The sequence below is a fragment of the Pseudarthrobacter linnaei genome (assembly GCF_055412825.1).
This window is the reverse complement of sequence record NZ_JBVAYX010000039.1, coordinates 1-13,305: the sequence shown is the minus strand read 5'-3', so window position 1 is coordinate 13,305 and position 13,305 is coordinate 1. Positions and strand designations below refer to the sequence as shown.

General features: G+C 69.4%; 15 protein-coding genes and 1 riboswitch. Of the genes, 2 read left to right on the top strand and 13 right to left on the bottom strand.

Going from position 1 to position 13,305, the window contains the following annotated elements; translation table 11 throughout:
* Positions 1–40: 40 nt before the first annotated feature.
* Complete coding sequence (hisI, locus tag ACZYZ3_RS19170) at positions 41–505, bottom strand: phosphoribosyl-AMP cyclohydrolase (protein ID WP_463965374.1); 465 nt, start codon at positions 503–505, stop codon at positions 41–43.
* Between the two features lie 155 nt (positions 506–660).
* On the opposite strand from hisI, the gene ACZYZ3_RS19165 reads away from it, so the two are divergent.
* Entirely contained in the window at positions 661–1,305 is a 645-nt protein-coding gene (locus ACZYZ3_RS19165) for a TIGR03085 family metal-binding protein (RefSeq protein ID WP_463965373.1), read from the top strand.
* 109 nt (positions 1,306–1,414) lie between these two features.
* On the opposite strand, the gene hisF is transcribed toward ACZYZ3_RS19165, so the two are convergent.
* The 12 genes from hisF to def form a co-directional block, all read right to left on the bottom strand.
* Positions 1,415–2,191, bottom strand: a complete 777-nt coding sequence (gene hisF, locus ACZYZ3_RS19160) for an imidazole glycerol phosphate synthase subunit HisF (RefSeq protein ID WP_463965372.1) — start codon at positions 2,189–2,191, stop codon at positions 1,415–1,417.
* 43 nt (positions 2,192–2,234) lie between these two features.
* On the bottom strand, positions 2,235–3,077 hold the full coding sequence (gene hisG / locus ACZYZ3_RS19155; protein ID WP_282383696.1) for an ATP phosphoribosyltransferase: 843 nt from the start codon (positions 3,075–3,077) through the stop codon (positions 2,235–2,237).
* A 150-nt stretch (positions 3,078–3,227) separates the two neighbouring features.
* Positions 3,228–3,491 carry a phosphoribosyl-ATP diphosphatase gene (locus ACZYZ3_RS19150; RefSeq protein ID WP_024367461.1) on the bottom strand — a complete coding sequence of 88 codons (264 nt, stop codon included), beginning with the start codon at positions 3,489–3,491 and terminating at the stop codon, positions 3,228–3,230.
* A gap of 198 nt (positions 3,492–3,689) precedes the next feature.
* On the bottom strand, positions 3,690–4,175 hold the full coding sequence (gene ribH, locus ACZYZ3_RS19145) for a 6,7-dimethyl-8-ribityllumazine synthase (protein WP_463965371.1): 486 nt from the start codon (positions 4,173–4,175) through the stop codon (positions 3,690–3,692).
* 104 nt (positions 4,176–4,279) lie between these two features.
* Positions 4,280–4,972, bottom strand: a complete 693-nt coding sequence (gene ribA / locus ACZYZ3_RS19140; RefSeq protein ID WP_463965370.1) for a GTP cyclohydrolase II — start codon at positions 4,970–4,972, stop codon at positions 4,280–4,282.
* Between the two features lie 13 nt (positions 4,973–4,985).
* Positions 4,986–5,660: a 3,4-dihydroxy-2-butanone-4-phosphate synthase gene (ribB, locus tag ACZYZ3_RS19135; RefSeq protein WP_463965387.1), complete on the bottom strand. Its 675-nt coding sequence runs from the start codon at positions 5,658–5,660 to the stop codon at positions 4,986–4,988.
* A gap of 59 nt (positions 5,661–5,719) precedes the next feature.
* Positions 5,720–6,376 (bottom strand): riboflavin synthase, encoded by a 657-nt coding sequence (locus tag ACZYZ3_RS19130; RefSeq protein ID WP_463965369.1) that lies wholly within the window; start codon positions 6,374–6,376, stop codon positions 5,720–5,722.
* Positions 6,376–7,584: a bifunctional diaminohydroxyphosphoribosylaminopyrimidine deaminase/5-amino-6-(5-phosphoribosylamino)uracil reductase RibD gene (gene ribD, locus ACZYZ3_RS19125; RefSeq protein WP_463965386.1), complete on the bottom strand. Its 1,209-nt coding sequence runs from the start codon at positions 7,582–7,584 to the stop codon at positions 6,376–6,378. The genes ACZYZ3_RS19130 and ribD overlap by 1 nt, the downstream gene beginning before the upstream one ends.
* 252 nt (positions 7,585–7,836) lie before the next feature.
* A riboswitch (FMN riboswitch) is annotated at positions 7,837–7,987 on the bottom strand.
* Between the two features lie 326 nt (positions 7,988–8,313).
* Positions 8,314–8,970, bottom strand: a complete 657-nt coding sequence (gene rpe / locus ACZYZ3_RS19120; protein ID WP_463965368.1) for a ribulose-phosphate 3-epimerase — start codon at positions 8,968–8,970, stop codon at positions 8,314–8,316.
* 76 nt (positions 8,971–9,046) lie between these two features.
* Positions 9,047–10,633 carry an RsmB/NOP family class I SAM-dependent RNA methyltransferase gene (locus tag ACZYZ3_RS19115; RefSeq protein WP_463965367.1) on the bottom strand — a complete coding sequence of 529 codons (1,587 nt, stop codon included), beginning with the start codon at positions 10,631–10,633 and terminating at the stop codon, positions 9,047–9,049.
* The gene (gene fmt, locus ACZYZ3_RS19110) at positions 10,630–11,550 is read right to left on the bottom strand and encodes a methionyl-tRNA formyltransferase (protein WP_463965366.1); all 921 of its coding nucleotides are present in this window, start codon (positions 11,548–11,550) and stop codon (positions 10,630–10,632) included. Before fmt ends, ACZYZ3_RS19115 begins: the two co-directional genes overlap by 4 nt.
* Positions 11,547–12,143: a peptide deformylase gene (def, locus tag ACZYZ3_RS19105; protein ID WP_463965365.1), complete on the bottom strand. Its 597-nt coding sequence runs from the start codon at positions 12,141–12,143 to the stop codon at positions 11,547–11,549. The genes fmt and def overlap by 4 nt, the downstream gene beginning before the upstream one ends.
* Before the next feature lie 414 nt (positions 12,144–12,557).
* Between def and ACZYZ3_RS19100 the strand changes: the two genes are divergently transcribed.
* Positions 12,558–13,305 (top strand): DUF222 domain-containing protein (locus ACZYZ3_RS19100; protein ID WP_463965364.1); only part of this gene is annotated, 748 nt, incomplete at its 3' end.

Below are 13,305 nucleotides of genomic sequence, written 5' to 3'. Positions count from 1 at the left end.
GGGACACCCGGTGTTTAGCGGCCAACCGGTGTGTACCGGGTCAGCCTGCGTGGCCGGTGACGACGTCGAGTCCGCGGCCCTCGAAGCAGGTCCGGGTCCCGGTGTGGCAGGCCGCGCCGACCTGGTCCACGCGGATCAGCAGCGCGTCGCCGTCGCAGTCCATCGCGAGGGTTTTGACCCACTGCACGTGGCCGGAGGTGTCCCCCTTGCGCCAGTACTCCTGGCGGGAGCGGGAGTAGAACGTCACCCGTCCGCTGGTCATGGTGCGGTGCAGGGCCTCGTCATCCATCCAGCCCAGCATGAGGACCTCGTTGGTGTCGTACTGCTGGACGATCGCTGCGACCAGGCCGGCGCTGTCGCGCTTCAGGGCGTCGGCAAGGCCCGCCGGGAGCGGGCCCGCGGACGCGGCCGGGCCGGGAACGGCGGTGCTAACGGGCTCTCCCTTGACGGCGGTTCCATCAACGGCGCTTCCATTAATTAGGGCGGGGGCGGGCTGTTCAGACATCAGCTCAAGTCTAGTGCCTTGGCGAAGGGCGCCGCCCAGTTGCCCGGCGCCCCGCTTAACATCCGCGTCACCACGCCGCGAATCACGTCGACGGGGCCAAAACGACGGCGGTTCAGGTGCACACGCGCCGTCGTCTCGTGCTAGTTTCACAAGTGATGCATTTCGTCGATCCCTCCCGAGAAGTTCTGGCCGAAACCTTACTGGCGGCCGGTCCTGACTCCCCCACGCTCTGTAAGGGCTGGCGTACCAGGGACCTGGCTTCCCACCTGTACCTGCGCGAGCGCAAAGCCGCCGTCGGACTCGGCCTTCTGATCAAGCGCCTGGCCAAGGCATCGGACCAGGCCACGGCCGCGCTGGCGGCCAAGCTCACGACGCCGGAGGAGTACAACAAGCTCGTCAACTCCTTCCGCGCCGGCCCCTCCGCGTTCTCGCCGATGAAGATCAAGGCCCTGGACGAAAGCGCCAACCTGATCGAATATTTTGTCCACACCGAAGACGTCCGCCGCGCCGTCGACCGCTGGGCGCCACGCGCCCTCGATGAGGAGTATTCGGACGCCCTCTGGGATGAACTGGTGAAGCGTGCGGCCATCCTCTACCGCGGGGTGGACCTCGGGATCGTGCTGGTGCGCCCCTCGGGCCCCCGGCACGTCGCCAAGCGCGCCCCGGTGTCCGTCGCGATCGTCGGGGAACCGGGCGAACTCCTAATGCACGCGCACGGCCGCACCCGCCACGCGCTCGTGACCTTCGAAGGCCAGCCGGACGCCGTCGCGCTCCTGCAGTCCGCCGAAGTCGGGCTCTGAGCCCCACACCCCCACCACACACCAACGCGGGGTCACTTACCGCCCATAATCCCCACCGGGATGGGCGGTAAGTGACCCCGCGTTGCTTTAAGCGGGCAGGCGGGTGGGACTAGCGGACTTCGAAGCCGGCGTCGCGGATTGCGGCTTTGACCTGGGCGATCATATCCAGCGGGCCAAAGTGGAAGACGGACGCGGCGAGCACCGCGTCGGCGCCGGCCGCCACGGCCGGCGGGAAGTGCTGCGGTTTACCGGCACCGCCGGAAGCGATGAGCGGAACCTTGACCGCGGCCCGCGCGAGGCGGATGAGTTCCAGGTCGAAGCCGTCCTTGGTGCCGTCGGCGTCGATCGAGTTCAGCAGGATCTCCCCCACCCCCCGGTCGGCCGCTTCCCGGGCCCAGTCGATGGCGTCGATGCCGGTCCCCTGGCGGCCGCCGTGGGTGGTGACCTCGAAGCCGGAGGCGGTGGGCTGCGAACCGGGGCGGGTGCGCCGCGCGTCGAGGGACAGCACCAGGACCTGGGACCCGAAGTGCCGGGTGATCTCGTCGATCACGTCGGGCCGGGCGACGGCGGCGGTGTTGATCGCCGCTTTGTCGGCGCCGTAGCGCAGGAGCTTGTCCACTTCGGCCACGCCGCGGACACCTCCGCCGACGGTCAGCGGGATAAAGATCTCCTCAGCGGTGCGCCGGACGACGTCGAAGGTGGTCTCCCGGTTTCCCGAGGACGCCGTGACGTCAAGGAAGGTCAGCTCGTCGGCTCCGCCGTTGTCGTAGCGGTGGGCCAGTTCCACCGGGTCCCCGGCGTCGCGCAGGCCCTCGAAGTTGATGCCCTTGACGACGCGGCCGGCATCAACGTCCAGGCACGGGATAACGCGGACGGCTACAGCCATGACTTCTCCTGGTATTCGCTTACGAAAGGTTGACTCGCGCCGGTCAGATGCGGCAGGCGTGGATCGTGCTGACCAGGATGGCGCGGGCGCCGAGGTCGTAGAGCTCGTCCATGATCCGGTTGGTCTGCTTCTTCGGCACCATTGAACGGACGGCAACCCAGTCCGAATCGCGCAGCGGCGAGACCGTGGGAGATTCCAGGCCGGGGGTGAGGGCCGCGGCCTCCTCCACGAGTTCCTTGCGGATGTCGTAGTCCATCATGACGTACTGGTGCGCCACGAGGACACCCTGGAGCCGGCGGATCAACACGTCCGCGGCCGGGTTCCGCTCGCCCTTGCGGCCGATCAGGACGGCTTCGGAATGCAGGATGGGCAGCCCGAAGATCTCCATCCCGGCGGCCTTGAGGGTGTTGCCGGTTTCGACGACGTCGGCGATCGCGTCCGCGACGCCGAGACGCACGGAAGATTCGACGGCGCCGTCGAGACGGACGACCTTGGCCTTGATGCCGCGCTCGGCGAGGTAGCCGCGGAGCAGCCCGTCATAGCTGGTCGCGAGGCGCTTGCCTTCGAGCTGTTCAACCGTGGCGAAGTCGCCGACCGGGCCGGCAAAGCGGAAGGTGGAGGCGGCGAAGCCCAGCGGGAGCAGTTCCTCGGCCTCCACCTCGGCGTCGAGGAGCAGGTCGCGCCCGGTGATGCCGACGTCGAGCGTTCCCTGGCCGACGTACACGGCGATATCGCGGGGGCGGAGGAAGAAGAATTCAATGTCGTTGTCCGGGTCCAGCATGACCAGCTCGCGGGTATCGCGGCGCTGGCGGTAGCCGGCCTCGGCGAGCATGGCGGAGGCGGCTTCGGACAGGGATCCCTTGTTCGGGACGGCAACTCTCAGCATGGGGAAAGTCTTTCTTGGTGGGGACGAAGTCTGATCACGAACATACGTTCAGGAACAGCCCGTCCAGGGTCAGTCAGGTTCAGGCACAGCGGGCCACGTTTAACACCGGAATGGCCAGGAGGGGCCTGGCGGGTTCCGGCGCGGACGTGGCTAGAGATGCTTGTAGACGTCTTCCAGGCTGAGTCCTTTGGCGAGCATCAGGACCTGCAGGTGATAGAGCAACTGCGAGATTTCCTCGGCGGCGGCTTCATCGGATTCGTACTCGGCAGCCATCCAGACCTCGGCTGCTTCCTCCACGACTTTCTTGCCGATGCCGTGGACCCCGGAATCCAGTTCGGCGACGGTGCGGGAGCCTTCCGGACGGACGGCTGCCTTCTCACTCAGTTCTGCGAACAGCGATTCGAAATTCTTCACACCCTCCAGCCTACTTGCTCGCGGGCAGAGGCCGCCTGCCAGGCCCTTGCATGACGGCGGGGATGTGAGCGATTACACACTGGGTGGGGTCTGGCCGGAGTCGGGGTAGGGTCCGGCCGGAGTCGGGGTAGGGTCCGGCCGGAGTCGGGCCGGGGTCCGGCCGCCGCGGGGGCACCGCCGGACCCGGCGCCTGCCGGACTAGCTGAACTGCTTGAGCGTGACCGCGGTGGCCAGGGCGGCGGTGGCGGCCTCGTGGCCTTTGTCCTCGGTGGAACCGGGCAGCCCCGCCCGGTCGATGCCCTGCTGTTCCGTGTCGCAGGTCAGCACGCCGAAGCCGACCGGGATGCCGGTGCGCACCGAGACCTCGGTCAGGCCCAGGGTGGCCGCCTCGCAGACGTACTCGAAATGCGGGGTTCCGCCGCGGATCACGACGCCGAGCGCCACGACGGCGTCGAAGTGCGGTGCCAACCGCGCGGCGGCGACGGGGAGCTCGAAGGTGCCCGGGACGCGGAGCACGGTCGGTTCGCTGATGCCGGCGTCCTTCGCTGCGCGCAGGGCGCCGTCCAGCAGCCCGTCCATGATCTGGGTGTGCCAGCTCGCGGCCACGATGGCCAGTTTCAGTTGGGAGGTTTCCCCCGGTTTGAAGGTGCTGAGGTCGATCTGTGGGGCGCCGTGTCCGCTCATCTGGGAATCCTTGTTCTGCTCAGTTGTGGTGTGCTTGTCGAAAAGTGTGCGTGCCGAAACCTCGGGCCGGCGCGTGCGGGGCCAGCTGAAATCTTTGTTCGGGGTCAGTCCTGGTCGAAGCCGCGGGGGCCGGCAACCGGTGCTGCCGGCTCGATGTCCAGGACCAGCCGGTGGTCCATCCGGTCCTTTTTGGTCTGAAGGTACCGGAGGTTCTGCTCCCGGGAGGGAACCTCGGTGGGCACCATCTCCACGACGCGGACGCCGGCCTGGGCCAGCCGGTCCTGCTTGTCCGGGTTGTTGCTCAACAGGCGGACCTCGTGCAGGCCCATGTCCGCGAGGATCTGGGCCGCGGCCTTGTAGCAGCGGGCATCCACCGGCAGGCCCAGCTGTTCGTTGGCCTCCACTGTGTCGAAGCCGGCTTCCTGCAGGGCGTAGGCCTTGATCTTGTTGGCCAGGCCGATCCCCCGGCCTTCCTGGCCGCGCAGGTACAGCAGGGTCCCGCCGAATTCGTTGATCATCTCGAGGGCATAGGCCAGCTGTTCCCCGCAGTCGCAGCGGTAGGAGCCGAAGACGTCTCCGGTGAGGCACTCCGAATGCAGCCGGACCAGCGGTGCCATCCCGTCAATCGGCGGCAGCGGGGAGCTGACCGCCAGGTGCTCGGCGCCGGTGGCCAGGTCGGTCCAGGCCCGCGCCACGAAGTCACCGAAGGCGGTGGGCAGCTGGACGACCGGACCGGCGCTGACCGGATGCGGCTGGCGTCCGGCAGCCCGCTGTTCTTGTGCTTCCGACGTCGTCATCGTTTCTCCTCCATTAAACCGGGTCCGTCATGTGGCCGGAAGGCTGCCCGGCCTCAAGGTAAGCCACCAGATCCGCAATCGAGACCAGCGGGCAGCCGTGCTCACGGGCGAAGCCCCGAAGTCCGTCCAGCCTCATCATTTCTCCATTGTCGTGCACCACTTCAGCAATCACTCCCACGGTCTCGAGTCCGGCCAGCCGGCACAGTTCCACGGCCGCTTCGGTGTGGCCGGGGCGTTCCCGCACTCCCCCTTTAACGGCGCGGAGCGGAAAAACATGCCCGGGGCGGGTCAGCGCCGCCGGCTGGCTGCCGGGATCGGCCAGGATCCGGGCGGTCAGGGCCCGGTCCGTGGCAGAGATACCGGTGCTGACGCCCACCGCGGCGTCGCAGGACACCGTGTAGGCGGTGCCCTTGGCATCCTCATTGATTTCGACCATCGGCGGCAGCGCGAGGGCATCGGCCCGGGCGGCGTCGAGCGGTACGCAGATCACACCGGAGCTGTACCGGATGGTCCAACCCATCAGGGCCGGAGTGGCGTGCTGGGCGGCGAAGATGATGTCGCCTTCGTTTTCACGGTCCTCGTTGTCGACCACCAGGACGGGGAGACCGGCGGCCACGGCGCGGATGGCGTCCTCAATCAGGTCCAGGCCTGCCGGCGGGATGACCGGGGCGGTAAGCTCCGCGGGCAGGGCAGAGTCGGCGGGCTCGGTGAGAAGGGGCTGCGGGGCAGGGATGTCCTTGACGTTATTCACGCTGTTTCCCCCTCCGCGCGTACTGTTGCTCCCCCGGCTGCCGCACCCGAAAAAGCGAGCAGGCGCTCAGTGTACTTCGCCAGGACGTCGACTTCGAGGTTCACCTGGCTGCCGCGGGCTTTTGCGCCCAGTCCGGTGTCCGCCAGCGTGGTGGGGATCAGCCCGACCTCGAACCACGGCGCGGGTTCGGCGGCAGGGCTCACCGCGCTGACCGTCAGCGAGACGCCGTCGACGGCGATGGACCCCTTCTCGGCGATGTAGCGGGCCAGTCGGGCGGGAACGCCGAAGCGCAGCCGGTCCCAGTTCCCCAGCGCCTCGCGCTCCAGCAGTTGCCCGACGCCGTCAACGTGGCCCTGGACGACGTGCCCGTCGAGCCGGCCTCCGGCCGGAACGCAGCGCTCCAGGTTGACGGGGTCGCCGGCGGCGAGTTCGCCGATGGTGCTGCGTGTCAGGGTTTCGCCCATCACGTCAACACTGAACTCCTTGCCGTCGATCTGCGTGGCCGTGAGGCAGACGCCGTTGACGGCGATGGAGCCGCCGAGCGCAAGTCCCTCGGTACTGCCGGGTGCGTGGAGCCGGACGGTGGCGCTGATGTCGCCGTTGCGGTCAACGGACAACACCTTCCCCTGCTCGGCAATAATTCCGGTGAACATCAGTTGCCTCCTGCGGCGGTGTCCGCACCTGCGCGGAGCGGGGTTGAATCGGCTGAAGTGTTGGCGGCGGCCGGCACGGGTGCCGGGGCGCTGGCTGTCACGGCGGGGGCTATCCCGGCGCTAGCTGTCACGGCGGGGGCTATCCCGGCGCTGGCTGTCACGGCGGGGGCTATCCCGGCGCTGGCTGTCACGGCGGGGGCTGTCCCGGCCGGGCGAAGGTGTAGCCGCAGGTCGCGGCCGAGTTGTTGGACCGCCCCGCCGGAAGCAGGGTCCCATTCCCACTGCTGGGCGTCGGCCAGGGTGGTGATGCCGAGGTCCTCCAGGGCCGCGGTTCCGGAGCCGAGGAGCGTCGGGGCCAGGTAGACGATGAGTTCGTCCACGAGCCCGGCGGCGAGGAATGCGCTGAGGATCCTGGAGCCGCCTTCCACCATGAGGTGGCGGACTCCGGCGGCGAACAGCCCGTCCAGCGCTTCCCGCGGATCCCGTGTGGGCAGGTGCAGGACCTTGCCGTCGTCTCCGTTGATGGCGGCGCCCTCGGGAATCCCCCGGTAGCCCATCACGACGCGCAGCGGCTGCCGGCTGGCCGGTTCGCCGTCCGCGTGGCGGGCGGTGAGGCGCGGATTGTCGACCAGCACCGTCTGCGTGCCGACCAGGATCGCGTCGATCCGGCCGCGCAGGGCGTGGTTGTCGGCGAGCGATTCCGGGCTGGAAATCCACTGGCTGGTACCGTCGCTGGCGGCGATCCGGCTGTCGAGCGTCTGCGCGATGTGAAGGGTGACGAAAGGGCGTGTGGCCGCAACGGCGTCGAACCAGCGCCGGTTCAGCTCCAGGGCGGCCTCGGCGCCGAGCCCGGAGCGTACGCGGACCCCCGCGGCGCGCAGGGTGGACGCACCGCCGGCGGCGGGGTCGTGCGGATCGTCGATGGCGTAGACGACGTCCGCGATGCCGGCCCCGATGATCGCCTCGGCGCAGGGCCCGGTGCGTCCGCAGTGGTTGCACGGCTCCAGCGTGACCACCATGGTGGTGCCGCTGAGATCAAGTCCGGCGGCCTTTGCCTGGTAAATCGCGTCAGCTTCCGCGTGGGCGGTGCCGGCCCCGCGGTGGTGACCCGTGACAATCCGGGTTCCGTCAGCGTCGATTACGACGGCGCCGACCAGCGGGTTCGCGCCCCGAGGCCCCTGCCGGGCTGCTGCGAGAGCGGCCTCCATGGCGGCGACCTCGGCTGCGCTGAAACCGGCCACGGCGGCCGCCTCGGCCGCGGCGTCGTCGTCGGCCGTCTCGGGTGTTGGGTGTGTGAAGCTCATCAACCGGCCACCGGGCTATCTAAAACCGGAGTGGGGGTGAAGAGCCATCGCAGAGAGTTCATGTGTTTGTCGTTCCTTCCCTCAAAAGCCGCGATGGCTCCGGGGGTATACGACAGCGAACTTCCGCGGCGCCACGAGGGCACCGCAGTAACAGCTGTACGTGCTTCTCTCATCCAGACTTTAACTGTCGGTACCGGAGTTCCACCGGTTCAACCGTCTGCCGGCAGCCTTCCCTAGGGAAGCGCCGGCGCGCGGGTCGCGGACTATAACCGCCGGTTCGGACTTACACCGACCCCGGAGCACGTATGTGTCTTGCTATTCTGGCACAACCGCCGGGTACCTTTGGCTATTCCCGCCGGGGGCATGTTACGGCGTGCGTCATTTGCACCGTGCGGTGCGGTCGCTGGCGTGAGGGCGGGCGGTGCGGCCGCAGGCGTGAGGGCGGCCACAGGCGGGCGGTGCGGCCGCAGGCGTGAGGGCGGCCGCTGGCGTGAGGGCGGCCGCTGGCGTGAGGGCGGCCGCTGGCGGGCGGTGCACCCTGGCGGACCGGCCCGCGGTGCGGCCGGCCGCCCGGCAAGCGGTGCGGCTATTGGTGCGGTCAGCGCGGGCCCAGCGGTGCGGCTATTGGTGCGGTCAGCGCTGGCCTGCGGAGCGGAGCCGTTCGATGGCCTTGGCTGGATCATCGTTACCGTAGACGGCGGATCCGGCCACGAAGACGTTGGCGCCGGCGTCCGCGGCACGCCAGATGGTGTCCTCGGTGATGCCGCCGTCGACCTGCAGCGCCACGTCCAGCCCGGACGCGTCAATCGCCGCGCGGGCCCGGCGGATCTTCGGCAGCGTCAGGTCCAGGAATTCCTGGCCCCCGAATCCCGGTTCCACGGTCATGATCAGCAGCATGTCGATCTCGCCGAGCATGTCCAGGAACGGTTCCACACCGCTGCCCGGCCGGAGCGCCAGCCCTGCCTTGGCTCCACGGGCCCGAAGCTCCCGCGCCAGCTTGATCGGCGCAATCGATGCCTCGGCGTGGAACGTCACGGAGGCGACGCCCGCCTCGGCGTAGGCCGGAGCCCAGCGGTCCGCGTGCTCGATCATCAGGTGGGCATCCAGCGGCACCGGGCTGATCTCCTGCAAGCGGGCCACCACCGGCAACCCCAGCGAGAGGTTGGGGACAAAGTGGTTGTCCATGACATCCACGTGCACGGCATCGGCCGTGCTGATCTTGCGCAGTTCGGCTTGGAGGTTGGCGAAGTCGGCGGAAAGAATGCTCGGGTTGATACAGCACTTGGCCATGTGGAATTCCTTGTCGTTCTGCTGCGGTGTCCTGTGACAGGCGCGCGGGGTTCTGGTCCCCCAGTATTCCCTGTGATCAGGCCTTTTTGTGGATGAGCGCCAGGAACATGGCGTCTGTCCGGTGCACATGCGGCCAGAGCTGGGCGGTGAGCTCGTGTCCGGCATCGAGGTGGCCGGTGAGGCTGACGCTGTCCAGCGCCGCACCGGCGTCGAGCAGTTCAAGGTCCTCACGTTTGCGCAGCACATCGCTGACGACGGCGGTTGTCTCCGCCGGGTGCGGTGAGCATGTCACGTAGGCGACAACGCCCCCGGGCTTCACGGCGGCCAGCGCGGACTTGAGCAGCTCGCGCTGCAGCGGGCCGAGATCCGTCAGGTCCTTGGGCGTCCGGCGCCAGCGGGATTCCGGGCGGCGGCGCAGGGCGCCGAGCCCGGTGCAGGGCGCGTCGACGAGCACCCGGTCAAAAGTCTCCGGCATCTCCGTGCCCACGTCGCGGCCGTCTCCGGTCCGCACATGCCAGACCTCGTGCGGCACGGCGGCGAGGGCCTGCCGGACTAGCTTGGCGCGGTGCGGCGCCGGTTCGTTGGCCAGCAGGGTGGCGCCCCGCTCCCGGGCGAGGGCGCCCAGCAGGGCCGCCTTGCCGCCGGGGCCGGCGCACATGTCCAGCCAGCGTTCGGCTGCCGGCTCCGTACCGGGGCCCTGGTCCCCTGCCGTCCCGGTGCTGCCCAGGTCGACGGCGGCCATGGCGCGGGCCACAAGCTGGGAGCCGACGTCCTGGACGCGGGTGGTGCCTTCGCGGACGGAGGCGAGCCGGCCGAGGTCTCCGCCGCTGGAGAGCGCCGAACCTTCGACGAGTTCCCCGGGCGTGGCGCCGCCGTCGAGGGCCTCGGCGAGGCTGCCGAGCCCTGGGAGTGCCACGAGGTTGACCACCGGTGCGGCGTTGTCCGCCTCGAGAAGGTCGCTGATTTCGCTGACCGGGCGCCCGTGGGCCACCAGGGACTGCCGGAGGGCCCGGACAATCCATTCCGGGTGGGCGTAGCGGATGGCGGCTTTTTTGGTTTCGTCGGTCTCATCGCTGAGCAGGAGCTCCAGCCACTCCTCGAGCGTGCGGGCGGATACCTTGCGCAGCACGGCGTTGATGAGCGCCGACGGCCCGGCGCCGATCACGGCGCGGGCCAGGCCTACGGTTTGGTCCAGGGCGGCGTGGGCGGGGACGCGCATGGCCAGCAGCTGGTGGGCGCCGATCCGGAGCGCGTCGAGGATGGCCGGATCCAGCTGGTCCAGCGGCCGGTCCACGCAGCGGGCCAGGATCGCGTCATAGGTGCCCTGCCCGCGCAGTGCCCCGTAGCTCAGCTCCGTCGCGAAGCCGGCGTCGCGCTTGTCCAGGTTATGGTGCCGGATCCGGGCGGGCAACACGAGATTGGCGTAGGCGTCCTCGGCGGCCACGGCGCGCAGGACCTCGAAGGCCACAAGCCGGGCGGGGTCGGCCCGGCGGGTGCGCTGGGACGGCGCGTTCTCGGTGAAGCCGCGCTGCGGCCCACGGTTCCGTTCTCGGCCCTGCGCGTTCCGCTGACTCCCGTCCCGGCCCCGGCCGCCCTGGCCGCCCGATCCGCCGCGCTGGGCGCCGTTGCCGCGGCCGCTGCCGCTCGTCCCGGACTCACTCATTCGAATACCACGCTTTCAAGTGTTGCCTGTCCGCGCGCCCAGTCGGCGGCGGTCATCATTTTCTTTCCCGAAGGCTGGACCCGCGTGAGCTCCACCGGGTGCGAGCCGGTCCCCACCAGCACGCTCTTGCCCGCCAGGAACAATTGTCCGGGTTTCAACGCCGGGTCAACGGGCCGCAGGATGACGGGTTCAAGCTTGATCCGCTGACCGTCCAGCGTGGTCCAGGCACCGGGTTCAGGGGTGACCCCGCGGGCCCGCCGGCCGATCGCCAGGGCGGGCTGCTGCCAGTCGAGCCGGCCGTCCTCGAGGGTGAGTTTGGGGGCGAGGCTGACCTCGCCCTGCTGCGGCACCGCGGCGGCCTCGCCGGCGTCGACGGCCGACAGCGTCTGGGTCAGCAGCACGGCTCCGCTGTGGGACAAACGCTCCAGGAGAATCCCGGCGGTGTCGTCGGGCCGTACGGCTTCGGTCAGGGTGCCGAATACCGGGCCGGTATCCAGTCCTTCCTCCAGCAGGAAGGTGACGGCCCCTGTCACGTCATCGCCGGCGATGAGGGAACGCTGCACGGGTGCCGCGCCGCGCCAGGCCGGCAGCAGGGAGAAGTGCAGGTTGATCCAGCCATGCCGGGGAAGGTCGAGGGCCGGCCGGGGAATGAGACCGCCGTACGCCACGATGGCGGCGACGTCGGGGGCGGCAGCCGCAATCTGCTCCGTCACCGCGGCGTCGACCTTCGCGGCGTGGATGATCCTGATGCCCAGTTCCGCGGCACGGTCAGCAACGGGCGACGGCGTCAGCACGCGTTTGCGTCCGATCGGCGCATCCGGGCGGGTGAGGACGGCAACGACGTCGAACCCCGCCGCGACGAGGGCATCCAGGGACGGCACGGCCACGGCCGGCGTCCCGGCGAAGAGAACCCTCACTGTGAGTTACCGAAGGAGCCAAAGCTGCCCGAACCTGCGCTGCCGGACCCGAAACTCGTGCCGACCGTCCTGGCGCGCTTCGCCGTCGTCTGCTCGGTGATGGAGTCGTAGTTGGCATTCCGGATGGCGCGCAGCGCGGTCTTCCGGTCTTCACCTTCGAGCCGGTCCGTGAAGAGGATGCCGTCAAGGTGGTCGGTTTCGTGCTGGAATGCCCGGGCCAGCATGCCTTCGCCCTCCACCGTGACGGGGTTGCCGTACTGGTCGACGCCGCTGACGCGGGTGTGCCGGTGACGGCGGACGGGGAAGCCAAGGCCCGGGATGGAAAGGCAGCCCTCGACCTCGTCGGGCTGGAAGTCGTCACTGTTTTCCAGCACGGGGTTGACGATGTGTCCCTCGACGTCGCCGATGCGGTAGGTGAAGACGCGCTGGCTGACGCCGACCTGGGGTGCGGCCAGGCCGGCACCGTCCACGTCCTCCATGGTTTCGGTCATGTCGGCAACAAGCTTCGCCAGCTCAGGCCCGAATTCCGTCACGGGATCGGCGACTGTGCGCAGCACAGGATCACCGATGATGCGGATATTCAAAATGGCCATGTGCAATCTGTCCTTACAGTGGGCGGCGACGGGATCCAGTCCAGTTTAGTTGCACACCGGGACCCGGCCCGGACGGGTTCAGGGAATCGGCCTATGCGGGGCGAATCGGCGCTCCCGGCAGGGGCAGGGCGCGCAGGGGATTGCGGGCGACCGCGCGGCGGTATGGGCTGGGCGGGGCGTCACGGGTCCGCCCGAATCGGTGCTGTTTTCACCCGGGGTTCGCACCCAGTTTGGCCGGCCGCGGTTCCTGGATGGCGGGTCCTGAGTCTTCCTGAAACCTCTTGAATCCTGCTGAATCCTGCTGAATCCTGCTGACGACGGGATTCTGCCGCCAGGGTAACGGGCCCCGAAGAATGTCAGAGCTCGGCGGTAANTGCGGACGGTGTGGCTGACGCCCTGGCCATACTCCGGGAGGTGGGGTTGACGGCGGTCGAGGACGCGGCGCTGCTGGGGTTCCAGGCCGCCTCGGATTTCGCCGGCACCGTGGAGGAGCTCTCGCGGGTCACGGAGTATCTTCAGCTCGTGGCGGCCGGGGCCGTGGACCGGACCCGGAAGCAGGCCGCGGCCGCCGCCACGAAGGCGGGCACCTCGTGGACCACCGGCTGGCGCGAGAGCACCGGTCCCGGAGCTTGCACGGAGTCTGGGAGCGGGACTGCCTGGCCGGACGGCGTGGCCGCGGCGGCGGAGGCGGGGGCCACGGGAACCCCGAACGCCCCGGCTGTTGCTGGGAGCCCGGCAGCTGCTGTTGCTGCGGACGCCCCGGCTGCCGCTGACGGCCCGGCAGTTGCTGTTGCTGCGGACGCCCCGGCTGTTGCTGGGTGCCCGGCAGTTGCTGGTACTGCTGTGGATGACGGCTACCGGAACACCACGGAGTTCCTGCGGGCGCGGTTGCGGATCAGTGCCGGCGAGGCCCGCCGCCGGCTGTCCCTGGCCGGATGCCTGCTGCCGCGGCAGGGATTCACCGGCGAACCACTGCCGCCGGTCCACGGGGAACTCGGCTCCGCCGTCGCCGCCGGCGAGGTCGCATCCCGGGCCGCGACCATCATCGCCCTGGCCCTGGACCGTGTCCGGCACGTCTGCGACGCCGAGGCCGCCGACCGGATGGAACACGCCCTGACCCGCACCGCCGTCGAGAACGACCCGGACTTCCTGACCCGGGTGG